Source organism: Janthinobacterium sp. NKUCC08_JDC (assembly GCF_019345575.1).
Lineage (GTDB): Bacteria > Pseudomonadota > Gammaproteobacteria > Burkholderiales > Burkholderiaceae_D > Janthinobacterium > Janthinobacterium aestuarii.
In genome coordinates, this window is the sequence record NZ_JAHKQW010000002.1 from 442,390 (window position 1) to 463,978 (window position 21,589).

22 protein-coding genes are annotated in these 21,589 nt (G+C 61.9%); 7 read left to right on the forward strand and 15 right to left on the reverse strand.

The window, feature by feature from the left end:
- Nucleotides 1–40 precede the first annotated feature (40 nt).
- The 8 genes from paaI to paaA form a co-directional block, all read right to left on the reverse strand.
- Nucleotides 41–466: a hydroxyphenylacetyl-CoA thioesterase PaaI gene (gene paaI / locus KO538_RS08000; RefSeq protein WP_374106833.1), complete on the reverse strand. Its 426-nt coding sequence runs from the start codon at nt 464–466 to the stop codon at nt 41–43.
- A 22-nt stretch (nt 467–488) separates the two neighbouring features.
- On the reverse strand, nt 489–2,057 hold the full coding sequence (gene paaH / locus KO538_RS08005) for a 3-hydroxyacyl-CoA dehydrogenase PaaH (protein WP_219327978.1): 1,569 nt from the start codon (nt 2,055–2,057) through the stop codon (nt 489–491).
- Between the two features lies 1 nt (nt 2,058).
- Entirely contained in the window at nt 2,059–2,850 is a 792-nt protein-coding gene (paaG, locus tag KO538_RS08010) for a 2-(1,2-epoxy-1,2-dihydrophenyl)acetyl-CoA isomerase PaaG (RefSeq protein WP_034746364.1), read from the reverse strand.
- Nucleotides 2,851–2,942: 92 nt separating this feature from the next.
- Nucleotides 2,943–4,022 (reverse strand): 1,2-phenylacetyl-CoA epoxidase subunit PaaE, encoded by a 1,080-nt coding sequence (gene paaE, locus KO538_RS08015; RefSeq protein WP_219327979.1) that lies wholly within the window; start codon nt 4,020–4,022, stop codon nt 2,943–2,945.
- Between the two features lie 40 nt (nt 4,023–4,062).
- Nucleotides 4,063–4,596: a 1,2-phenylacetyl-CoA epoxidase subunit PaaD gene (paaD, locus tag KO538_RS08020; protein ID WP_070301128.1), complete on the reverse strand. Its 534-nt coding sequence runs from the start codon at nt 4,594–4,596 to the stop codon at nt 4,063–4,065.
- The gene (gene paaC, locus KO538_RS08025; RefSeq protein WP_034746358.1) at nt 4,596–5,348 is read right to left on the reverse strand and encodes a 1,2-phenylacetyl-CoA epoxidase subunit PaaC; all 753 of its coding nucleotides are present in this window, start codon (nt 5,346–5,348) and stop codon (nt 4,596–4,598) included. The genes paaD and paaC overlap by 1 nt, the downstream gene beginning before the upstream one ends.
- 14 nt (nt 5,349–5,362) lie before the next feature.
- Nucleotides 5,363–5,647, reverse strand: a complete 285-nt coding sequence (gene paaB, locus KO538_RS08030; protein WP_034746356.1) for a 1,2-phenylacetyl-CoA epoxidase subunit PaaB — start codon at nt 5,645–5,647, stop codon at nt 5,363–5,365.
- A 28-nt stretch (nt 5,648–5,675) separates the two neighbouring features.
- A complete protein-coding gene (gene paaA, locus KO538_RS08035; protein WP_034746354.1) occupies nt 5,676–6,665 on the reverse strand; it encodes a 1,2-phenylacetyl-CoA epoxidase subunit PaaA in 990 nt (329 codons plus the stop codon).
- A 267-nt stretch (nt 6,666–6,932) separates the two neighbouring features.
- Between paaA and paaX the strand changes: the two genes are divergently transcribed.
- Nucleotides 6,933–7,862 carry a phenylacetic acid degradation operon negative regulatory protein PaaX gene (gene paaX, locus KO538_RS08040; protein ID WP_219327980.1) on the forward strand — a complete coding sequence of 310 codons (930 nt, stop codon included), beginning with the start codon at nt 6,933–6,935 and terminating at the stop codon, nt 7,860–7,862.
- Nucleotides 7,863–7,972: 110 nt separating this feature from the next.
- Here the strand turns inward: paaX and KO538_RS08045 are convergent, their stop codons facing one another.
- Nucleotides 7,973–8,227, reverse strand: a complete 255-nt coding sequence (locus KO538_RS08045) for a hypothetical protein (RefSeq protein ID WP_034746349.1) — start codon at nt 8,225–8,227, stop codon at nt 7,973–7,975.
- A 141-nt stretch (nt 8,228–8,368) separates the two neighbouring features.
- On the opposite strand from KO538_RS08045, the gene KO538_RS08050 reads away from it, so the two are divergent.
- Together KO538_RS08050 and KO538_RS08055 are read left to right on the forward strand one after the other, a co-directional pair.
- The gene (locus KO538_RS08050; protein ID WP_219327981.1) at nt 8,369–9,493 is read left to right on the forward strand and encodes a M14-type cytosolic carboxypeptidase; all 1,125 of its coding nucleotides are present in this window, start codon (nt 8,369–8,371) and stop codon (nt 9,491–9,493) included.
- A 377-nt stretch (nt 9,494–9,870) separates the two neighbouring features.
- Nucleotides 9,871–11,574 (forward strand): methyl-accepting chemotaxis protein, encoded by a 1,704-nt coding sequence (locus KO538_RS08055; RefSeq protein ID WP_219327982.1) that lies wholly within the window; start codon nt 9,871–9,873, stop codon nt 11,572–11,574.
- A 37-nt stretch (nt 11,575–11,611) separates the two neighbouring features.
- Here KO538_RS08055 and pmbA read toward each other — a convergent pair whose 3' ends face one another.
- Entirely contained in the window at nt 11,612–12,964 is a 1,353-nt protein-coding gene (pmbA, locus tag KO538_RS08060; RefSeq protein WP_219327983.1) for a metalloprotease PmbA, read from the reverse strand.
- A gap of 95 nt (nt 12,965–13,059) precedes the next feature.
- Here pmbA and yjgA point away from each other — a divergent pair, with 95 nt between their 5' ends.
- The 3 genes from yjgA (at nt 13,060) to KO538_RS08075 (ending at nt 15,030) form a co-directional block, all read left to right on the forward strand.
- Nucleotides 13,060–13,659 (forward strand): ribosome biogenesis factor YjgA, encoded by a 600-nt coding sequence (gene yjgA / locus KO538_RS08065; protein ID WP_034746337.1) that lies wholly within the window; start codon nt 13,060–13,062, stop codon nt 13,657–13,659.
- A gap of 76 nt (nt 13,660–13,735) precedes the next feature.
- Nucleotides 13,736–14,365, forward strand: a complete 630-nt coding sequence (gene mog, locus KO538_RS08070; RefSeq protein ID WP_219327984.1) for a molybdopterin adenylyltransferase — start codon at nt 13,736–13,738, stop codon at nt 14,363–14,365.
- Complete coding sequence (locus KO538_RS08075; protein ID WP_219327985.1) at nt 14,362–15,030, forward strand: alpha/beta hydrolase; 669 nt, start codon at nt 14,362–14,364, stop codon at nt 15,028–15,030. The genes mog and KO538_RS08075 overlap by 4 nt, the downstream gene beginning before the upstream one ends.
- Nucleotides 15,031–15,086: 56 nt before the next feature.
- Here KO538_RS08075 and KO538_RS08080 read toward each other — a convergent pair whose 3' ends face one another.
- The 5 genes from KO538_RS08080 to KO538_RS08100 all read right to left on the reverse strand — a co-directional run bounded on the left by KO538_RS08080 (nt 15,087) and on the right by KO538_RS08100 (nt 20,811).
- Nucleotides 15,087–16,640 carry a S1C family serine protease gene (locus KO538_RS08080; RefSeq protein ID WP_257620221.1) on the reverse strand — a complete coding sequence of 518 codons (1,554 nt, stop codon included), beginning with the start codon at nt 16,638–16,640 and terminating at the stop codon, nt 15,087–15,089.
- Between the two features lie 104 nt (nt 16,641–16,744).
- Entirely contained in the window at nt 16,745–17,311 is a 567-nt protein-coding gene (locus tag KO538_RS08085; RefSeq protein ID WP_219327986.1) for a carboxymuconolactone decarboxylase family protein, read from the reverse strand.
- A complete protein-coding gene (locus KO538_RS08090) occupies nt 17,311–18,159 on the reverse strand; it encodes a fumarylacetoacetate hydrolase family protein (protein ID WP_046684323.1) in 849 nt (282 codons plus the stop codon). Before KO538_RS08090 ends, KO538_RS08085 begins: the two co-directional genes overlap by 1 nt.
- The gene (locus KO538_RS08095) at nt 18,104–19,444 is read right to left on the reverse strand and encodes an MFS transporter (RefSeq protein ID WP_219327987.1); all 1,341 of its coding nucleotides are present in this window, start codon (nt 19,442–19,444) and stop codon (nt 18,104–18,106) included. The genes KO538_RS08090 and KO538_RS08095 overlap by 56 nt, the downstream gene beginning before the upstream one ends.
- A 2-nt stretch (nt 19,445–19,446) precedes the next feature.
- Nucleotides 19,447–20,811, reverse strand: a complete 1,365-nt coding sequence (locus KO538_RS08100; protein WP_374106834.1) for a KamA family radical SAM protein — start codon at nt 20,809–20,811, stop codon at nt 19,447–19,449.
- Nucleotides 20,812–21,093: 282 nt separating this feature from the next.
- Here KO538_RS08100 and KO538_RS08105 point away from each other — a divergent pair, with 282 nt between their 5' ends.
- Nucleotides 21,094–21,552 (forward strand): cache domain-containing protein, encoded by a 459-nt coding sequence (locus tag KO538_RS08105; protein ID WP_034746316.1) that lies wholly within the window; start codon nt 21,094–21,096, stop codon nt 21,550–21,552.
- Nucleotides 21,553–21,589: the final 37 nt, after the last annotated feature.

Below are 21,589 nucleotides of genomic sequence, written 5' to 3' on the forward strand. Positions count from 1 at the left end.
GTGTAATTGCTACTGGCAGTTCAAACCTGCTCTTGTCACTTCAATTGCTGATCACTTCACCGGCCACGCGGATCGACTTGCCGCGGAAGAGCGCAATGGCGCGGCCTTCCTGATTGCTGACCTTCACGTCATAGACGCCGCTCTTGCCGGCCAGCGCCTGCTCGACGGCATGCGCCGTCAGCACGTCGCCTTCGCGGCCCGGCGCCAGGTAGTCGATGGTGCAGCCAGCGCCCACGGTATTCATGTTGTAGCTGTTGCAGGCAAAGGCGAAGGCGCTGTCGGCCAGGGCGAAGATAAAACCGCCGTGGCAGGTCTGGTGGCCGTTGAGCATGTCGGCGCGCACCGTCATCGTCATGCGCGCATGGCCGGGACCCACGCCGGCCAGGGCGATGCCCATGGCGGCGGTGGCGTTATCGCGCGACAGCATCGAGGCGGCGGCCGCTTCGGCCAGGGCTTGCGCGGTCATGTTGTGGTCCTTATTTGACATATCATTCGGCATGAAACGGTACTCCATTGGCGAGTTTGCGGCGCAGCAGCGGCGAGACCCGGTAGCGGTCTTCGCCATAGCCCAGCGCCAGGTGCTGCAATACGTTCACGATGTGCTGGACGCCGACGGCATCGGCCCAGGCCAGCGGTCCGCGCGGATAGTTGACGCCCTTCTGCATGGCGATATCGACGGCGGCCACCGTGCATACGCCCTGGTTGACGGCGTCGGCCGCTTCGTTGGCCAGCATGGCGACCGTGCGCATGACGGCCAGGCCAGGCACGTCGTCCAGGCGCGTGACGATGAAACCGGCCGCCTGGAACAGGCCGACGACGGCCGCGTAGGCGGCGTCGCTGCACTGGTCGGCACGGGCCACGGCGATGCGTTTGGCACCGGCGTAATCGAGCGCCAGGTCGAACAGCACCGTATCCGGATGCTGGTTGTCGTGCGCGCGCTGGGTGGCGCTGCGGCCATCGGTGAGGTAAATCGCGGCGCCATGGCAATGCAGGGCCGGCGCTTCGTCGTGCGATTGCCCTTCCTGCGTCACGCGGCGGCTGACGGTGGTACCGGCCTGCTCCAGCCGCTGCACCAGGCTGTGAATGATGCCGCTGTGGCCACGGCCATCGCCGCCGATGGCGGCCGACAGGGCGACGAATTCCGGTGTCGGCTGCGCGCCTTCCGCCTGCGCCACAAGCGCGCTGGCGCCTTCGCCATACGGGTAAAAGCCGCGGCCCGATTTGCGGCCGAGGAAACCGGCGTTGACCATTTCCTGCTGCAGCACGGATGGCGTGAAGCGCGGGTCGTTGAAATAGGCGCCGAACACGGATTGGGTGACGGAGAAATTCACGTCGTGGCCAATCAGGTCCATCAATTCGAAGGGCCCCATGCGGAAACCGCCCGCTTCGCGCAGCACCGCGTCGATGGTGGCGGCGTCGCCCGCCTGCTCGTTCAGCAGGCGCCAGCCTTCCGCGTAAAACGGACGGGCGACTCTGTTGACGATGAAACCGGGTGTCGATTTCGCATGCACGGGATTCTTGCCCCAGGCGATCGACGTATCGTAGACGGTGGCGGCCACCTGCTCGCTGGTGGCCAGGCCACTGATCACTTCGACCAGCGCCATCAGGGGCACGGGATTAAAGAAATGCATGCCGACCAGGCGTTCCGGGCGGCGCAGCTTGGCGGCAATCGCCGTGACGGAAATCGACGACGTGTTCGTCGCCAGGATGCAGTCGTCGCCGACCAGCGCTTCGAGTTCGGCGAACAGGCCGCGCTTGACGTCGAGGTTTTCCACGATGGCTTCCACCACCAGGGCGCAATCGCTCACATCGGCCAGGCTGCCAGCCGCCTGCAGGCGCGCCGTGGCGGCCGTGGCTTCGTCTGCCGTCATGCGCCCCTTCTCGGCCAGCTTCGCGTACATCTTGCCGATGTCGAGCAAGGCCTTGCTGACGGCTTCCGCGCGCGTATCGTACAGTTTGACGCGGTAGCCGGCGGCGGCCGCCACCTGCGCGATGCCGGCGCCCATGGCGCCGCTGCCGATGACGGCGACGATACTGTTGTTGTCCAGAGCTGCCATATCAATGTCCCTTGAATTGCGGTGCGCGCTTTTCCATGAAGGCGGCCACGCCTTCGCGGTAATCGTCGCTGTTACCGAGATCGCTCATCATGCGCGCTTCCAGCGCCAGCTGCTGCGGCAAGGTATTGGCGCCGCTGGCGGCCAGCGCCTGCTTGGTGTAGGCCAGGCCCTTGGTCGGCGCCGTGGAAAAGTGCACGGCCAGCTTGCGCGTTTCCTGCGCCAGTTCTGCATCCTCGACGCATTTCCAGATCAGGCCCCAGTCTTCCGCTTTTTCCGCCGTCAGTTTTTCACCGAGCATGGCCAGTCCCATGGCGCGCGCCGAACCGATCAAACGTGGCAGGAAGAAGGTGCCGCCCGTGTCCGGGATCAGGCCCAGCTTGCAGAACACTTCGACGAAACTGGCCGACTTGCCGGCGATGACGATGTCGCAGGCCAGCGCCAGGTTGGCGCCCGCGCCGGCGGCCACGCCGTTGACGGCGCAGATCACGGGCATGGGCAAAGCCTTCAAGGCCAGCACCAGCGGCGCATAATTCTTTTCCACGGATTCGCCGAGGTCCACGCCCTTCGAACCCGGCTCCACGGCGCGGTCGGACAAATCCTGGCCCGCGCAAAAACCGCGGCCCGCGCCCGTCAGCACGAAGACGCGCACGGTGCTGTCCGCATTGACTTTCGCAATCGCGTCGCGCACTTCCTCGTGCATGGCTTGGGTGAAGCTATTCAGTTTGTCGGGACGGTTCAGGGTGAGCGTCGCGATGCCCTGCTCGATGGTGAAGAGGATGTTTTGGTAGGTCATGGCGTGTCTCGTCTACGTTTATTTTTAACCCAGGTGCCAGTGCCGGGGTCAGACCTTAAGGTCCGACCCCAGATGTTGTTTGGGGTCTGCGTTTACTCTGCCTGGTCGAAATCGACAATCACCTTGTCGGTGACAGGAAAACTCTGGCAGCTGAGGACAAAACCGCGCGCCACTTCGTAGTCTTCCAGCGCGTAGTTGACGTCCATTTCGACCTTGCCGTCGAGGATCTTGCAGCGGCAGGTCGAGCATACGCCGCCCTTGCACGAGTAGCGCATGTCCAGCCCGGCGCGCAGGCCCGCGTCGAGGATGGATTCCTTGTCCTTGTCCATCGTGAAGGTGGTGTGGTTGCCGTCCATGATGACGGTCACTTCCGTTTCCTGCACGGCGTCGGCGGCCAACTGGGCGCGCGGCTTGTGGGCATTTTTAGGGATGCTGGCGGCGAACAGTTCGATCTTGATGTTCTGCTTGGGCATGCCGGCCGCCTGCAGGGCGGCGGAGACGCCCAGCATCATGTCTTCCGGGCCGCAGATAAACGCATTGTCGTAGTCTTCGACCTTGATCCAGTGCTGCAGGAATTGCTCGCATTTTTCCTGGGTGATGCGGCCGTTGAACAATTCGATGTCCTGCTGCTCGCGGCTCATCACGTACACGAGGTTCAGACGCTCGAGGTAGACATCCTTCAAGTCCGTCAATTCTTCCTTGAAGATGACGGACGACGAGGCGCGGTTACCGTAGAACAAAGTGAAGCGGCTCAGGGGTTCCGTCAGCAGGGTCGTCTTGATGATGGAGAGGATGGGCGTGATGCCGCTGCCTGCCGCAAAGGCCAGGTAGTGCTTGCGGTTGACGCAATCGAGCGGCACGTTGAAATGGCCCATGGGCGGCATCACTTCGATGGTGGCGCCGGCTTTCAGGGTGTCGTTCGCCCAAGTAGAGAAAGCGCCGCCGGGCGTGCGCTTGATGGCCACGCGCAGAGTGCCGTCCTGCACCGCCGAACAGATCGAATACGAGCGGCGCACGTCTTCCGCATTGATATTGGCGCGCAGGGTCAGGTGCTGGCCCTGCTGGAAACGGAACTGCTGCTGCAGCTCGGCAGGCACGTCGAACGTGACGGCGATGGTGTCGCGCGTTTCGTTGCGCACGTTGGCCACGGACAGCGGATAAAATTTACTCATGCTTCATCTCCAGTTTCTTCGGAACGTGTGCCTGATTTTTTTAGTGGCACTTGAAGTAGTCAAACGGTTCTCGGCAATCGATGCATTTGTACAGGGCCTTGCACGGCGTGGAGCCGAACTGGCTGGTCAGCTGCGTGTGCGTCGAGCCGCAGTTCGGGCAGATCACGTCCAGCTTGGGCATCGCCTGGCGCTTGACGCCACCACGCAAACCGCTGATGTCGATCACCTGCTGCTGCGGCGGGGCGATGCCATAGCCTTTCAGCTTGGCCTTGCCCGATTCGCTCATCCAATCGGTCGTCCACGCGGGCGCCAGCTGGTTCACCAAGGTCACCTTGGCCACGCCATGGCTGCGCAAGGCCTCCGTGACGGCGTCGGCGATCACCTGCATGGCCGGACAGCCCGAATACGTGGGCGTGATCGTCACGATGCACGCATCGCTATCCGTGACTTCGACGGCGCGCACGATGCCCAGGTCCACCACCGAAATGACGGGGATTTCCGGGTCCGGCACGTCGCCGAGCCAGGCCCAGACCTGGGCGGCGTCCAGCGCCGTGGCGCCAGCGACCGTGTTCATTACCACTCCGCCCCGGGATAGGCGCGCTGCAGGAACTGCATCTCGGCCAGGATGAAACCCAGGTGTTCCGTGTGCGTGCCCTGCTTGCCGCCTTTTTGCATCCAGGCGTCGGGCGCCGGCATGGTCAAGGTGGCTTCGGCGAAGATCTCGGCCACGTGTTCGAGGAAAGCCCGGCGCAGCACGTCCGATGGCGGCGCGATGCCGGCGGCGACCATGGCCTGGTCGACGGCGTCGTACGTGAACATCTCGCCCGTGTACATCCACAGCTTGTCGGCGGCGGCCTGCGTCTTCGCGTGGCTGTCGGCCGTGCCATCGCCGAGGCGCACGATCAGGTCGCCGCTACGGCGCAAGTGATAAGTCACTTCCTTGATCGACTTTTGCGCCACTTCGACGATGCGTGCATCCGCCGATTTCGTCAGTTCCAGCAGCTGGAAGTAATGCCAGCTGTCGAAAAAGAACTGGCGCATCATGGTGTCGGCGTAATTGCCGTTCGGCTGTTCGGCCAGCAGGCAGTTCTTGAAGTCGTGGGCGTCGCGCAAAAAGGCGATGTCGTCCTCGTCGCGGCCCGCGTTTTCCAGTTCGGCCGCATAGCTGAACCACAAGCGCGTCTGGCCCAGCAAGTCCAGCGCCACATTGGTCAGCGCCATGTCTTCTTCCAGCGCCGGCCCCTTGCCGCACAGCTGCGACAGCTGCTGGCTGAGGATCAGGGCGTTATCGCCCAGGCGCAAGAGGTAATTGACCTTGTCATCCATTGCAGGCGCTCCCATCACAGGTTCTTGACTTCTTCCGGCATCGGGAAGAAGGTGGGATGGCGGTACACCTTGCTGTTCGACGGTTCGAACAGGGCGCCCTTGTCGCCGGGGCTGCTGGCGACGATATCGGCCGCGCGCACCACCCAGATGCTCACGCCTTCATTGCGGCGCGTGTAGACGTCGCGCGCATGGTTGACCGCCATGGTGGCGTCGGACGCGTGCAGGCTGCCCACATGCTTGTGCGCCAGGCCGTGCTGGCTGCGGATGAAAACTTCCCACAATGGCCATTCTTTGCTCATGTTGCTATCCCCTATCTGTCTTATGTATTTACGCTGCCGCTTTGTTAGCAGCTTGCTTGTCTGCATACGCGACCAAGGCATCGCGGAACCATGCGCCGTCTTCGTACGCTTTCACGCGCGTTTGCAGGCGTTCGCGGTTGCACGGGCCATTGCCCTTCAGGACGTTGTTGAACTCGGACCAGTCGATCTCGCCGAATTCATAGTGGCCCGTCTCCGCATTGAACTTCAGGTCGGGATCGGGCACGGTCAAGCCCAGGTATTCGATTTGCGGCACGGTCTGGTCGACCATGCGCTGGCGCAGTTCATCGTTCGAAAACAGCTTGATACGCCATTGCGCCGACTGGGCGCTGTTGACGGAGGCGGCGTCCGACGGGCCGAACATCATCAGGGATGGCCACCACCAGCGGTTCAGCGCATCCTGCGCCATGGCTTTCTGCTCGGGCGTGCCCTTGCACAGCGACATCATGATGTCGTAGCCCTGGCGCGCATGGAACGATTCTTCCTTGCACACGCGAATCATGGCGCGCGCATATGGACCGTATGAGCAGCGGCACAGGGGAATCTGGTTGATGATGGCGGAGCCGTCAACGAGCCAGCCGATGGCGCCCATGTCGGCCCACGACAGGGTCGGATAATTGAAGATGCTCGAATACTTGGCTTTGCCCGAGTGCAAGGCTGCCAGCAAGTCGTCGCGCGACACGCCTAACGTTTCCGCTGCGCTATACAGGTACAGGCCGTGGCCCGCTTCGTCCTGGATCTTCGCCAGCAGGATGGACTTGCGTTTCAGGGTCGGGGCGCGCGTGACCCAGTTACCTTCGGGCAACTGGCCGACGATTTCCGAGTGTGCGTGCTGCGAAATCTGGCGGATCAGGGTCTTGCGGTAGGCGTCCGGCATCCAGTCCTTGGCCTCGATCTTGATACCTTCGTCGATGCGCGCCTGGAAAGCGCGCTCTTCCTGGCCCATATCGTCGAGGGAACGGACGTTCTTGAGGCCGGTTTCAACCATTTGTGCGTACATGATGTGTCTCCCATGTCTTTGATTTTGCGCAGCAACGCGGTGCGATAAACAGATAATACGATACAAAAAACGATTTGCATACACTTGATATGAATCATTTTAAAAAATCGTATCTTGTGCCGCTTTTTTGTGCGTATGATATTGCTTATGAGAAAACACCATAAAGCGCCACCAGCGCTTCCGGCAAATTATTGCCGCGCTACCCGCGCAGCCAAGTAAACTGCTGCTTTTATTGATTCGACCGCAACACGGCCAGACCGGAACCACATGAAGAACACCCGCTGCACGGCATGGATAGCCGATTTCCTGGAAAGCGACCCACCGCGCTCGAAGTCCCTGGTGATGACCATCTTTGGCGACGCCATCGTGCCGCGCGGCGGCGCCATCTGGCTGGGCAGCCTGATCGAACTGCTGGCGCCATTCGGCGTCAATGACCGGCTATTGCGCACCAGCGTGTTCCGCCTGGCGCAGGAAGGCTGGCTCAGCTCGCAACGCGACGGCCGCCGCAGCGCCTATACGATACGCCCGGAGGCGCTGGCCCGCTTCGAACGCGCCTACCGCCGCATCTATGCGCCACTGGTCGTGCATTGGGATGGCAGCTGGACCCTGGTGATCGGGCCGGCCGGCAGCATCGGCGCCGCCGAGCGGGGAGCGCTGCGCAAGGAATTATTGTGGGCCGGCTATGGCTTGATTTCTCCCGGCATCTTTGGCCACCCGGCCAGCAATGCGGAAGCGCTCGAAGATATCCTCGTGCGCAACGAGGTGCAGGGCAAGCTGTACGTCTGCCACACCACGGAATTGCCGAGTGTGAGCACGCGCCCCCTGCGCGACATGGTGGGCGACTGCTGGGACTTGTCGGAAGTGATGGCCGGCTACGAAAAATTCATCGCCAGCTTCCAGCCCCTGCTGACCCTGCTGCAGGAAGAACCCGTGTTCGACGCGGAGCAGGCGTTCGTCATCCGCTCGCTGCTGACGCACGCCTACCGCCGCGTGCAGTTGCACGACCCGCAACTGCCCGTCGAACTGCTGCCCGAACCGTGGCCCGGCACGCAAGCGTATGCGCTGGCGCGCGACCTGTACCGCATCACGTATGCACCTGCAGAGGAACATATCCTGGCGACATTGCGGCGCGAGGATGCGCAGGCGCCGGACGTCGAGCCGTGGTTCTACGAACGATTTGGCGGACTGAACACCTGAGAAAACGTCCATGGCGGCGTTGCAGGGCCTGGGCGTACATTCGTACTGCCTGCGGCCCTGCGCCTTGCCCTGAACATTTTTCAGGCGTTCAGGAATAAGTCACTACCTGCTCACTGCTTTACCGCCACTTGCTTCGCCCCTGCCAGCAAATCCTGCCCCAGCTTTTCCAGCGCGTTGGCCTGCACCAGCATGGTGTCGAGGATGGCGACGTTGAACGTGTATTCGGCCGGCGTCGTATAGCCGGGGAAACGTATGATGCGCAGCAATTCCTGCAAGGTCGTGCCCTTGCCCAGATGCGCCAGGGCGTCGCTGAGGGCGCTGACTTTCTTTTCCAGTTCGCGTATGTGTTTGCCGTTGTCATCCATGATGATCTCCCCATGTTGGAGCTTCCACGTTAGCAAAGCATGTCCGTCATCGTTTGCGCCAGCACAAAGGCACGGGTAAAACGGGTATCATCGGGCCATTGCACACGATGCAAAACCCATACGTTTTTATCAGGAACACTCATGACCATTAAAATCAGCCAGCAATTTGACGCCGGCGCGATCGAGGTGCTGCGCGCCGACGATGCCCAATCCATCGAGCTGAACATCCGCAAGGATTCCCACGCCGACATCACGCAGTGGTTTTACTTCCGCCTGCAAGGCGCGCAAGGCGAGGCGTGCACGATCCGCTTCATGAACGCAGGCAAGTCGGCCTACCCGGACGGCTGGAAAGATTACCAGGCCGTCGCCAGCTACGACCGCGAAACCTGGTTCCGCGTGCCGACCAGCTTTGACGGCACCGTGATGACGATCGAACATACGCCCGAAGAAGAAAGCGTGTACTACGCCTACTTCGAGCCGTATCCATGGGACCGCCACCTGGCCCTGATCGACAGCGCGCAAGCGTCGCCGCTGGTGCACTTGATCGACCTGGGCAGCACCGTCGAAGGCCGCGACATGAATCTGCTGGTCGTCGGCGACGCCGATGCCGAGAAAAAAGTCTGGGTCATCGCGCGCCAGCATCCCGGTGAAACGATGGCCGAATGGTTTGTCGAAGGCATGCTCGAAGCTTTGCTGGACCAGGCCAATCCGTTTGCCCGCCAGTGCCTGCAGGACGCCGTCTTCTACGTGGTGCCGAACATGAACCCGGACGGTTCCGTGCATGGCAACCTGCGCACCAACGCGGCCGGCGCCAACCTGAACCGCGAATGGATGACGCCGACGATGGAGCGCAGCCCGGAAGTATTCCTGGTGAAACAGAAAATGCATGAAATCGGCTGCGACCTGTTCCTCGACGTGCATGGCGACGAAGGTTTGCCTTACGTCTTCGTGGCCGGCAGCGATGCGCTGGAAAATTTCACGCCAGCACAAAAGGCCGAGCAAGACCGCTTCATCGCCGACTTCAAGGTGGCCAGCCCCGACTTCCAGGATGAGCACGGCTACGAAGACGGCCCGTTCACGCCGGAAGTGCTGACCATGGGTTCGCCCCATATCACGCACGCTTTCGGCTGCCTGTCGCTGACCCTGGAATTGCCGTTCAAGGACAATGCCAACGATCCCGACCCGCAAACGGGCTGGAGCGGCGCCCGCAGCGCCGCCCTGGGTGCGGCCGTGCTGCAGCCTATCCTGTCCACCTTGCGCGCCTGAACGCCAGGGCCAGACCGGCCCGCTTGATCCCATGCCCCGCTCGCCGGGGCATTTTTTTTGCCCGCGCGGCAAGCGTTGCTGGCCCGGTGATTTTTTGCGCGAACATCTTGCCTGTCAGAAATTATCGTCCTACACTGGACAACAAAATCGGACCGTGCCCTTCTGCGCGGCCCCTCAAGAATACGCCGCTGGCCACCTCGCCGGCGCCCTGCACTGCGCATCCATGGCATTGCCCTTGACATCACGGCCCCATACCTGCCGAGCTAGCTCTCTGTAACGCACACTGACCGCATCAGCATCGTCACGGACGGACGCCGCCTGTCCGCAGGACGATGCCCAGCGCACGCTTTCCGCTTTCCGCCGAGGATGAATAGCCTATGTCCAAGCTTAAAATCAGTACCCGCCTGGCCTTCAGTTTCGGCCTGATCATTGTCCTGCTTATCATGGTGGCATTTGTTTCCATCACCCGCATCCGCAATATCAATGCCTCGACGGAAAAAATCCTCAACGACCGCTATGTCAAGGTCATGCTGTCCAATGCGATACAGTCCGAGGTCAATATCCAGGCTCGCCTCCTGAGCATCGCCATCATCGGCGCCAACGATGCCGATGAAGTCAGCAGTTCCGTGGCCAAGGTACAGGCGTCCGTCAAAAAGAACGTGGAACTGCTAGCGCGCCTGAAAGGCCTGGTCAACACGCCCAAGGGGCTGGAGCTGTTCCAGGCCGTGGCGAACGGCCACGAAGGCTATGGCAAGACGCGCGATGCGAATATCAAGCTGTTACAAGAAGGCAAATCGGAAACGGCGGGCATTTTCCTGCTGACGCAGCTGCGTTATCCGCAAGAAAAATTCCTGACGGCACTGGCGGCCATGGCCAGCTTCCAGGAATCGCTGATGGAAAGCGAAGGCAAGCAAGCCGGCGCCGATGGGCGCATGGCCATCATCCTGAGCCTGTCCCTGTCGATCGCCGCGACGGCCATTGCCATCGCGCTGGCCATCCTGATCAGCCGTTCCATCAGCCGCCCCATAGCCGAAGCCGTCAAGGTGGCGCAACGGGTGGCTGCCGGCGACTTGTCGGTCACCATCGACGCGCGCGGCAACGATGAAACAGGCCTGCTGCTGCGGGCCTTGAAAGAGATGAATGACAATCTGCAAGGCATCGTGGCGCGCGTGCGCCATGGCACGGATGCCATCGCCCACGGCTCGCGTGAAATCGCCTCCGGCAATATGGACCTGTCGTCGCGCACGGAACAGCAAGCCAGCTCGCTGGAAGAAACGGCCTCGTCGATGGAGGAACTGACGTCCACCGTCAAGCAGAATGGCGAAAACGCGCGCCAGGCCAACCAGATGGCGCAATTGGCCTCCAGCGTGGCCAGCAAGGGCGGCCAGGTGGTGGCCGAAGTGATCACGACCATGGATTCCATCAATGCCTCGTCGAAGAAAATCGCCGACATCATCGGTGTCATCGACGGCATTGCCTTTCAGACCAATATCCTGGCCCTGAATGCGGCCGTGGAAGCGGCCAGGGCGGGCGAGCAGGGACGGGGTTTTGCCGTGGTCGCCACGGAAGTGCGCAACCTGGCCCACCGCTCCGCCTCCGCCGCCAAGGAAATCAAGATCCTCATCGACGACTCCGTGCACCAAGTCAACCTCGGCAGCAGCCTCGTGAACCAGGCGGGCAGCACCATGGAAGAGATCGTCAGCAGCGTGCGGCGCGTCACGGACATCATGGCCGAGATCACGTCCGCCAGCAACGAGCAGGAAACGGGCATTGAACAGATCAACCAGGCCATCACGGAAATGGATGCCGTGACACAACAAAATGCGGCCCTCGTGGAAGAGGCCGCCGCCGCGTCCGAAGCCCTGCAGGATCAGGCGGGCATCCTGGCCGAAGCCGTCAGCGTGTTCAAGCTCGACGGCACGCAGGCGCTGCCGCCGGCGCAGGTGCAAGCCATCCGCGCTCCGGCACGCGCGCCAGCCAAGCCGTCCGCCGCGCCACGCGTCACGGCAGCGCCCGCGAGGAAAGCAGGCAAGGCGGGCACCCTGGCCGTGGTCGCCGATGCCGAGTGGGAACAGTACTAAGGCAGGACCTGCCGCAAGGCATACATCAGCCTGCGCCTCAGCCGCCCGCCACCACCATGCTCTCGATGAGGATGGACCCCGTCTCTTTGGTGCCGCGGCGCAAGGCGTCGGCGCCCACGGCCACGATGTTGCGCAGCATGTCTTTCATGTTGCCGGCAATGGTGATTTCTTCCACCGGGTATTGGATAACGCCGTTTTCGACCCAGAAACCGGAGGCGCCGCGCGAATAGTCGCCCGTCACGTAATTGGTTCCTTGCCCCATCAGTTCCGTCACCAGCAAGCCCGTGCCCAGCTTTTTCAGCATGGCGACAAAATCGTCGCTGGCGGCCGTCAGCTTGGAGGTCAGGTACAGATTGTGCGAACCGCCCGCGTTGCCCGTCGTCTGCATGCCCAGCTTGCGGGCCGTGTAAGTCGACAGGAAATAGCCTTGCACCAGGCCATCCTTGACGACGTCGCGGCTGACGGTTTTCACGCCCTCTTCATCGAACGGCGCCGAACCGACGCCGCCGATCACGTGCGGGTCTTCGAAGATCTGCACATGCGACGGCAGCACTTGCGTGCCCAGCGAGTCGTTCAGAAACGTGGACTTGCGGTACAGGGCGCCGCCCGAGGTCGCTTGCACATAGGTACCGAGCAAACCGGCCGCCAGCGGCGCCTCGAACAGCACGGGGCAAGTACGCGTGCCGAGTTTACGCGCATTCAGGCGCGACAGGGCGCGCTCGGCGGCGTAGCGGCCGATGGCTTCCGGGCTCGACATTTTGGACGCGTCGCGCACGGATGAATACCAGTCGTCGCGCTGCATCTTGGCGCCCTTGCCGGCGATGGGCGCCACGGACAGGGTGTGGCGCGAAAACGGGTAGCCGCCGATGAAGCCGCGCGAATTGGCGGACACAAAGTGCGATTGCTGCACGTGCACGCTGGCGCCCTCGCTGTTGGTGATGCGCGGGTCGACGGCGAACGCGGCCGCTTCGGCCCGCTGGGCCAGTGCGACGGCTTCCTCGGTGGAAATGAGCCACGGATAGAACAGTTGCAAGTCGCGGGGGGACATTTCCAGCATGTCCGCGTCGGCCAGGCCCGCGCAATCGTCCTCGGCCGTGAAGCGGGCGATGTTGTAGGCCGCGTCCACCGTGGCGCGCAGGGCGGACGGCGAAAAGTCGGAGGTGCTGGCATTGCCGCGCTTCTTGCCGACAAACACGGTCACGCCCATGCCCTTGTCCTTGTTTTGCTCGATCGTCTCGATCTTGCCTTTTCGTACAGAAACGGACAGGCCACCGCCTTCGCTGACTTCGACGGCAGCGTCGGTGCCGCCCGCTTCCCGCGCAAAAGACAACACATCACGGGCCAGTTGCTGCAATTGCTCTTGACTATGGGTAAATACGGAGTCGTTCATGCGCTGTTTTCTTCGGAAAGCCGCTAAAAAGGTTATCATAGCAGTCGTTTACAGTTTACAGGAGCGGTCCACAAGTCCTCTCCCGCCTTTATATCATGCCAAATCCAAACCGGGGAGCTTGCGGCTTCCAATCGACCGAATTCGAACAGGAATATGAACGTCCGTCGAAATCGGAACTCAAACGCCAGATGACCGTCCTGCAAAAGCTGGGCGAAGAACTCGTCAATGAAGCACGCGACCGCGTCAAGCGCGTCCCGATGCCGGAAGACGTGCGCGACGCCATTCTCGAATGCCAGCAAATCAAGGACCACGAAGGCCGCCGCCGCCAGCTGCAATACGTGGGCAAGAAGATGCGCACCCTGGATGAAGAAGAAGTTGCCGCCATCCAACGCACCATCGATAGCTGGAAAGGCTTGTCGAAAGCCGACACGGCCAATATGCACGCGATGGAACGCCGCCGCGACAAGCTGTTGACGGATGACAAGGCGTTGACCGTCTTGCTGTCGGAAAACCCGGAACTGGACGTGCAGCACCTGCGCACCCTGATCCGCAATGCCCGCAAGGAGCAAGCCGAGAACAAGCCGCCAAAAGCCTACCGCGAAATCTTCCAGATCTTGAAAGAGATCGCCAAGAAGAAAAACGGCGGCAAGAAAGATGCCGACGAAGATGACGTTGAAGGCGAAGACGACGAGTAAAAAACTGGGGTCTGACCCCAGCATTGACGAAAAACCGGGATCAGCCCGGTTTTTTTACGACATAGACAGGTGCCCCATGACCACGATAGAAGACGAATTGATTATCGGCCTCGTGTCGATCTCGGACCGCGCCAGCGGCGGCGTATATGAAGACCTGGGCATCCCGGCCCTGGAAAGCTGGCTGTCCGCCGCCATCCGCACGCCTTTCCGCCTGGAAAAGCGTTTGATCCCGGACGAACGTTCGCAGATTGAAAACACCCTGATCGACATGGTCGACCTGAGCCACTGCCATCTGATCCTGACGACGGGTGGCACGGGACCGGCGCGGCGCGACGTCACGCCGGACGCCACCTTGTCCGTCGGGACCAAGGAAATGCCCGGTTTCGGCGAACAGATGCGCCAGATCAGCCTGCAATTCGTGCCGACGGCGATCCTGTCGCGCCAGGTGGCCGTGATCCGCGAAACGCCCGAGCGCGCCGCCCTGATCATGAACTTGCCGGGCCAGCCGAAAGCCATCAAGGAAACCCTGGAAGGCTTGAAAGACACTGACGGCAAACAACTGGTCAACGGCATCTTTGCCGCCGTGCCATATTGCATCGACCTCATCGGTGGTCCCTACATGGAAACCGATCCGGCCATCTGCAAGGCCTTCCGTCCCAAATCGGCGCTGCGTCCGGCGCAACCATTACCAGAGGAAAACACATGAGCAACTTGCTGGAAACCATAGAACTCGACAGCGCACCGAATCCTACCGTCGCCATCATCTGGATGCACGGCCTGGGCGCCGACGGCAACGACTTCGTGCCCCTGGTGAAAGAACTCGATTTGCGCGGCTGCCCCGCCATCCGCTTCATTTTCCCCAGCGCCGGCACCATGCCCGTCACCATCAACAACGGTTATGTGATGCGCGCCTGGTACGACATCCTCGTGAACGACCTCGTGCGCCGCGAAGATGAGGCCGGCTTGCGCGCCTCGCAGGCGCAGATCGAAGCGCTGATCGCGCGCGAAAAGGCGCGCGGCATTCCCGCCAGCCGCATCATCCTGGCAGGCTTCTCGCAGGGCTGCGCCATGACCTTGCAAACGGGCTTGCGCCACGCGGAACCGCTGGCCGGCCTGATGTGCCTGTCCGGCTATCTGCCGCTGGCCGACAAGACGGCGGCCGAGCGCACGCCGGCAAGCCTGCAAACGCCGGTCTTCATGGCGCACGGCACGGCCGACCCCGTGGTGCCGGTCGGCCGCGCACAGCAGTCGCGTGACTTGCTCACCGGCATGGGTTACAAGGTGGAGTGGCACGAGTACATGATGCAGCACTCGCTGTGCCAGGAAGAAATCGACGCCATCGGCGCGTGGCTGAAAAAAGTGCTGGCCTAAAATAAAACAGGCGCGGTGTGCGCCGCGCCTGCTGTCTTGTGAAACGCCGGGAACGATCAGTTCGCCGGCGTTTTTTCATTCCAGATTTTCAGCATGTCGGGCGATGCTTCCGAGCGGATGCCGTTGTCCGTCAGTATCGATTCCGTCGCCGCCAGCATGTCCTTGCGGGGCACGACGACCATTTCCGCATCGCGCTGCTGGAAGCGAAAGGTCAGCAAGTCATCGGTCTGGTCGCGCAGCAAGGCCACCAGATGCGCCAGGCTGCGCACGCGCACGCCATTGACTGAATCGACGACCGAGAAGAAACGGGTGCTGTAGCCATTCATCAGCTTGTGCGGGAAGAATGGCGCGGCGATCACCACCAGCTCGTCGCGCTCGCTATCGGGCGCATCGCCGCGCCGCGTGGCCAGCGGATTGCCGGCAAACGCCATGCCGCCCAATATTGCCGGGTTGCCATTCGGCGCTGCCATGAATTCCGTGGTGGCGCGCGAAAACACCATCGGACCGAAGATGAAATAGGACGGGTAATTGCCCTGCAGACCGGCGATCAGCATCGGATGCGCGGCCGAGACGGGTACCTTGATTTTCAGGGGTGCGCCCTGGCGCACCACCGTCAACGGCAATTCGCCGTCTTTCGCCAGCTGCTGTACCCGGTACTGGAAGCGCACGCGGCTGTTGGCATTCAGCTTGACCATGCCCTGATTGTCGATGGGAAAATCGCCGATATGCGTGATGACATCCCATTCCTTGAGCGGATAGGCCGCATCCTTGCTGGCCGGCGACATCACGACGGCGCCCTCGACGCCTTTCGCCAGCTTCAGATAGGTACGCAGCGCGGGATTTTCCAGCGTTTGCGTCACATCGCGCATGGCCGGCTTGCCCTTGGGCGCGCCACTTTCCTGATCGTGCAGGAACAGCTCGATTTCCTCGTTGGGGATGATGTAGCCGATGTTTTGCGCATTGAGCATGCCCGCAAAGGCCAGGCCGATCATCTTGTCGCCGGCAATCACGGGACCGCCGCTATTGCCCGGATTGATGGCCGCATCGATCTGGATGCGCAGGCCGGAGACGGGGAAGTTGTAGCGCACGAATTCGATGCGCGAGACGATGCCCTTGGTGATCGACAGCGACGTGCCGCCCGTCGGATAACCGTACGCCAGCACGGCATCGCGCACGTCGGGCAACACATTGGCGCGCGGCACGGCTTTGTGGCTGGCGAAAAAACTGTCGTCGTCGATTTTCAGCAAAGCCAGGTCCATGCCGCGCGAGATGGCCAGCACGGTCGCCGGGATCTTGTCGCCGGCGCCGTTGGCCTGGATCTGTACCTGGCTGGCATAGCCGACCACGTGCGCATTGGTGAGGATGCGGCGGCCTTCGATGACAACGCCGGAGCCCGTCACCTCTTGCGGCGCGGCCTTGCTCCACGGCTTGTACGGATCAGGCCCGCGCAGGGTGGAAAACACCTTGACGACGGAGTTTTCCAGGGCGGAAGCGCTGGCGCTGGCGGCCGTCTCGGCGGCAAGCGCACGCACCGTCATCAAGGGGCAAAAAGAAAGGGCCAGCGCCAGGAAGGCGCGGCCCATCAGGGTGAAGCACGGACGAGTTTTCATTGAGCTTGTTGGCAATGGAAGGGAAGTAAAATTATATATTGAATAATTGCAACTTCATTACACTTTGTCCATCTTTGCCGAAGAACTCCTCTAAACTCATCTCATCAGGCGGGCATGGGCGGCACGCCCAATGCCGGCACGGCCGTCTGCGCCCCATTCATCACCATGGCCAGGAAGGTGTAGTAGCCATTGATGCCCATCAAGTCGACCACGCCGTGCTCGCCAAACAGGGCCAGCGCCCGCGCATACGTGGCGTCGCTGATCCGCTTGTTCTGCTGCAACTCGATGCAAAAGTCGTGCACGGCTTGCTCATCGTCTTTCAGGGCAAGCGGTACGCGCCGTTCAGCAATGGCGTCCACGGCCGCTTGCGCGATGCCGTTCTGCACGGCCAGCGGCGCGTGGATGGCCCACTCGACTTGCTGGTCCCACTGGCGCGCCGTCACGAGGATCGCCAGTTCCGACAGGCGCGTGCCGATGGCGCTGCGGTAGCGCAGGTATTCACCCATGCGCTGCGCCGTTTCCATCAGCTCGGGGCTGCGGATCAACGGCACGAAGGGGCCGTACAGCGCCCCGCGCGGGCCGTCGATGATGGCTTGCGCTGCCGCGCGCTGCTGCGGGTCCAGCTGGTCCAGCGGCAACGCGGGCAAACGGTCGATATCGCTACCGGCCATCAGGCGGTCCAGGCGACCACGTCCTGCTGCTGTTCTCCGAGGCCGGCGATACCCAGGCGCATGCTGTCGCCTTTTTTGAGGAAGCGCTGCGGCTTGCGGCCCTGGCCCACGCCCGGCGGCGTGCCCGTGGCGATGACGTCGCCCGGTTCCAGGGTCATGAATTGCGACAAATAGCTGACGATCTGCGCCACCGTGAAGATCATGGTTTGCGTATTGCCGGTCTGCATGCGCTTGCCGTTGACTTCCAGGTACAGGTCCAGGTCCTGCTCGTCGATGACTTCATCGCGCGTCACCAGCCACGGGCCGACGGGGCCGAAGGTGTCGCAGCCCTTGCCCTTGTCCCACTGGCCGCCCCGTTCCAGCTGGAACGAGCGTTCGGAAATGTCGTTGACGACGCAATAGCCGGCCACGTATTTCAGGGCGTCCTCTTCGCTCACGTATTGCGCGCGCGTGCCGATGACCACGCCCAGTTCCACTTCCCAATCCGTCTTTTTCGAGCCTTTTGGCAACACGACATTGTCGTCCGGGCCATTCAGGCAAGTAATGGCCTTCATGAAGACGATGGGTTCCGCGGGGATAGCCATGCCGGACTCGGCTGCGTGATCCGCATAATTGAGGCCGATGCCGATGAACTTGCCGACTTTCGCCAGCGGCACGCCGAAGCGTGGATTGCCGCGCACCAAAGGCAAGGTCTTTTCGTCGAGCTTGGCCAGCTTGCGCAGGGCCTTGTCGGACAGTTGTGCGCCGTCAATATCGGCAATCACGCCGGACAGGTCGCGCAGTTTGCCTTCTTCATCGATCAGGCCCGGTTTTTCCTTGCCTGGACGTCCATAACGAACGAGTTTCATAGTCTTCCTTGGAGTTGATCATTGCCGCTGTGCAGGCTGCCATTTTACCGGATGGCCCGGCACGCCTGTAGCGGCCAATGAAAAACATCGCAAGTCCCGGCAGTTGCAAGGCCGCCAGCACACCAAACGCCGCCTGGTAGGCCTGCGGCGGATACTGCTGCTGGCTGTTCAGGGGCCAGCAGCCGAGGATCAGGCCAAAGCCCGCCTGCACCAGGAAGGCGCCCGTGAAAATGAGCAAATTGAGGCACGTGGCCGCCCTGCCCGTCAGGCTGGCCGGCATGCTTTGCGCGACGATCGCATACTCAAGGCCCGTCACCGTGCCCAGCAAGGTAAACAGCACGGACAGCAAAGGCAGGCTGGGCACCACATTGCAGGCCATCGCCACTTGCACGGCGACAAACAGGACGATGCCGGCGGCCGCCACTTGCATCGGTTCAATCGCGCGCCGCCCGGCCCATTCCGTGAGCATGCCCATGCCGATGGCGCCGAAGATGACGGCCGCCATGCCCAGGTACAACAAATACGCGACGTTGTCGTCAGACAAGCCGCCCACGTCGGCCAGCCAGCGGCCTATCCACAAGCCTTGCATGCCAAAGAACACCGTGTGCGGCAGCAGGATCAGCGCGATGGTGCGGCGAAAGCCGGGATCGCGGTACACGCTCCAGACACTGACCTTGCTCTTGGCCGCGGCAGGCGCAGGCAGGGCCGGCGACAGCAGGCGGATCAGCAAGGCTATGGCCAGCGCCGCCAGCGCCAGGCCCAGGAACACGCCGCGCCAATCCGTGTAGTGCAGGGCCAGCTTGACGGGCATGGTGGCCGTGGCCGCACCGAGGCCGCCCACGGCGATCAGATAGCCGTGCACGGACGGCAGGCGCGATGGGGCGATGGCGCACGAGACCGCTTTCACGGCGGCCATGAAACAGCCGCCCAAGCCCGCGCCCATCAAGGCACGCGCCCACATCAGCTCGGCAAAGCTGTGACCCCGGCTGAACAGCCACACGCCCAGGGCCGCCAGCGCCAGCAGCCACAGTTGCACCGTGCGGGGACCGTAGCGGTCGAGCGCCATACCGATCGGCAGTTGCACCAGCGCAAAGGCGAGAAAAAAAGCGCTGGTCAGCAGGCCCAGCTGGGCTGGTGTCAGGGCGATGGCGCCCAGCAACTCGGCCGTCAGCACGGCATTGACGCCGCGCAGCAGACACGACAGGTAATGCCCGAGCGCGAACGGCAGGAACACCAGGCAAAACACGGCCACGCCGGAGCGGGCAGGCGCAACGGCCGCGTGCATGCTCAGGCGGCCTGTGCCAGGCGGATGATTTTATGCGGCAACTGCGGCACGGGCTCATCCATTTCAAAGAAAAACTTGTCGTGGCCAAATGCGGGTTTCAAATGGTCCAGCCACGTCGCTTCCGCGTCGAACTTGGCATAAAACGGCCGGCGCACCCAGTCCGGGTTACGTGCCTGCAAAAATTGCAGGGCAAACAGTTTTTCGCCATTGATGGTGACGATGCCGTCGATGACGACCTTGCCGGGGAAGGCGCTCATGGACGGTCCGCGCACCGTGCGCGACAGGCCCGACACCATCTGGTAGGCGGCCTGGAAAATCTCGTGCGCCTTTGCCAAAGGCAACTCGAAATAGCCGCGCGGACCCGTGTCCCGTTCGACAAACATGTAATAGGGAATCGCCCCCAGACGCGTGCCCGTCTGCCACAGCTCGGCCCAGCTTGCCGGGTCTTCGTTGATGTGACGGATCAGCGGCCCCTGCATGCGCAAGGTGGCGCCCGTGGAGACGATGCGTTTTACGGCTTGCTGGGCAATGTTCTGGCGCAACTCGACGGCATGGCTGTAATGGCCCATCACGGCCAGGTTCTTGCCCGCCTTGACGATGCGCTCGAACAGGCGCATCAAGTCATCCGCATCGCGGTCGGACACGAAGCGCTGCGGCCAATACGCCACCGCCTTGGTGCCGATGCGAATGTTCTGGATATGTTCCAGGCCCGGCGCCAGCAGCGGCTCCAAGTAGGCGGCCAGTTGCCGCGTGTTCATGATCATCGGGTCGCCGCCCGTGATCAGCACGTCCGTCACTTCCGGATGCAGTTTCAGGTAAGCAACCAGCTCATGCGACTCGCGCGCATCGAACTTCATGTCGTCCATGCCGACGAACTGGGGCCAGCGGAAGCAGAAAGTGCAATACGCATGGCAGGTCTGCCCCGCGCTGGGGAAGAACAGCACCGTTTGTGCATATTTATGCTGCAGGCCGCGCACGGGCGCGTCGTTGACCCGGGGCACGTTATGCGTCATCTGTCCGGCAGGATGAGGATTCATGCCCAGGCGCAAGCCATGCACATAGGCATCAATGGCCGCCTTGTCGCGCTGCACCAGCACCAGGTCGCGCAGGTGCGCGTACTGCTCGGGTGGCAGCATGTCGCGGTGGGGAAAGACGAGACGGTAGATGGGGTCGTCAGGGATGTTGTTCCAGTCGATCAGTTGATCAAGCACATATTCATTGGTGCGAAACGGCAAGACGTGCGACACCACTTGCACGGCTTCGCGCTGCTCTTCCGGCAGCCATTCCCACTGCCGCGCCTGCTGAATGGTTTGCCGCGTATACGGCTTGAACTTGGGTGAAAACGGCTCGGTAATGAGTGCGGACACGATCGGCTCCTTGCCTGTAAATAGCGATAACTTTCATGAAATTGACCGTATATCGGCCAATCCCAGCCTTTTTCTCCCGCATGCCAGATCACCCAGGCATGCTGCAAAAGTCATCATAATTCTTGCCATTCGGAACCAAATTGCTGCATATCAACAAGCCGTCGAGACGTTGCATGCTGCCTACAAGCAACACCTTAGTTTGTTCCAACGCAAGCTGAGACGAACTTCGGCGACGTAAATTACGTCTTGGCAACACTTCCCTCGATATCACAAGGAGCTTTCATGAAACGCTTATTCACGGGCAGCCTGCTGTGCCTGGCATTTGCCGGCGGCAACGTCAGTGCCGCGGTCGAACCAACGGAAAAAGATGCGATCGCCATGGCCGAACGGGGCGCCGTCTTCATGAAGGCGCATGGCAAGGAAGAAATGATGAAGAAAATCACGGCGAAAGACCCGGACTTCGTGCAGGGTTCGCTGTATGTGGACATGCGCGACATCAAGACGGGCATCGTGCTGGCCCACCCCATCAATCCTTCCATCGTGGGCAAGGATTTGACGGATGTGCCCGATGCGAACGGCAAGAAATATCGCCGTGAAATCATTGAGCTGGCACAAAAGCAGGGCAAGGGCTGGGTCGATTACCAGTACAAGAATCCCGTCAGCGGCAAGATCGAGCCGAAGACCACCTACATTCTGCGCGTCAACGATGTGGTACTGGAAGCGGGCATCTACAAAAAATAAGACGGGGGCGGCGCGCACGCACGCCGTGCGCCGCCTG

Coding starts and splice junctions, on each gene's coding strand:
- paaI (WP_374106833.1), bottom strand. CDS start 466: ATGACCGCGCAAGCCCTGGCCGAAGCGGCCGCCGCCTCGATGCTGTCG.
- paaH (WP_219327978.1), bottom strand. CDS start 2,057: ATGGCAGCTCTGGACAACAACAGTATCGTCGCCGTCATCGGCAGCGGC.
- paaG (WP_034746364.1), bottom strand. CDS start 2,850: ATGACCTACCAAAACATCCTCTTCACCATCGAGCAGGGCATCGCGACG.
- paaE (WP_219327979.1), bottom strand. CDS start 4,022: ATGAGTAAATTTTATCCGCTGTCCGTGGCCAACGTGCGCAACGAAACG.
- paaD (WP_070301128.1), bottom strand. CDS start 4,596: ATGAACACGGTCGCTGGCGCCACGGCGCTGGACGCCGCCCAGGTCTGG.
- paaC (WP_034746358.1), bottom strand. CDS start 5,348: ATGGATGACAAGGTCAATTACCTCTTGCGCCTGGGCGATAACGCCCTG.
- paaB (WP_034746356.1), bottom strand. CDS start 5,647: ATGAGCAAAGAATGGCCATTGTGGGAAGTTTTCATCCGCAGCCAGCAC.
- paaA (WP_034746354.1), bottom strand. CDS start 6,665: ATGTACGCACAAATGGTTGAAACCGGCCTCAAGAACGTCCGTTCCCTC.
- paaX (WP_219327980.1), top strand. CDS start 6,933: ATGAAGAACACCCGCTGCACGGCATGGATAGCCGATTTCCTGGAAAGC.
- KO538_RS08045 (WP_034746349.1), bottom strand. CDS start 8,227: ATGGATGACAACGGCAAACACATACGCGAACTGGAAAAGAAAGTCAGC.
- KO538_RS08050 (WP_219327981.1), top strand. CDS start 8,369: ATGACCATTAAAATCAGCCAGCAATTTGACGCCGGCGCGATCGAGGTG.
- KO538_RS08055 (WP_219327982.1), top strand. CDS start 9,871: ATGTCCAAGCTTAAAATCAGTACCCGCCTGGCCTTCAGTTTCGGCCTG.
- pmbA (WP_219327983.1), bottom strand. CDS start 12,964: ATGAACGACTCCGTATTTACCCATAGTCAAGAGCAATTGCAGCAACTG.
- yjgA (WP_034746337.1), top strand. CDS start 13,060: ATGCCAAATCCAAACCGGGGAGCTTGCGGCTTCCAATCGACCGAATTC.
- mog (WP_219327984.1), top strand. CDS start 13,736: ATGACCACGATAGAAGACGAATTGATTATCGGCCTCGTGTCGATCTCG.
- KO538_RS08075 (WP_219327985.1), top strand. CDS start 14,362: ATGAGCAACTTGCTGGAAACCATAGAACTCGACAGCGCACCGAATCCT.
- KO538_RS08080 (WP_257620221.1), bottom strand. CDS start 16,640: ATGAAAACTCGTCCGTGCTTCACCCTGATGGGCCGCGCCTTCCTGGCG.
- KO538_RS08085 (WP_219327986.1), bottom strand. CDS start 17,311: ATGGCCGGTAGCGATATCGACCGTTTGCCCGCGTTGCCGCTGGACCAG.
- KO538_RS08090 (WP_046684323.1), bottom strand. CDS start 18,159: ATGAAACTCGTTCGTTATGGACGTCCAGGCAAGGAAAAACCGGGCCTG.
- KO538_RS08095 (WP_219327987.1), bottom strand. CDS start 19,444: ATGCACGCGGCCGTTGCGCCTGCCCGCTCCGGCGTGGCCGTGTTTTGC.
- KO538_RS08105 (WP_034746316.1), top strand. CDS start 21,094: ATGAAACGCTTATTCACGGGCAGCCTGCTGTGCCTGGCATTTGCCGGC.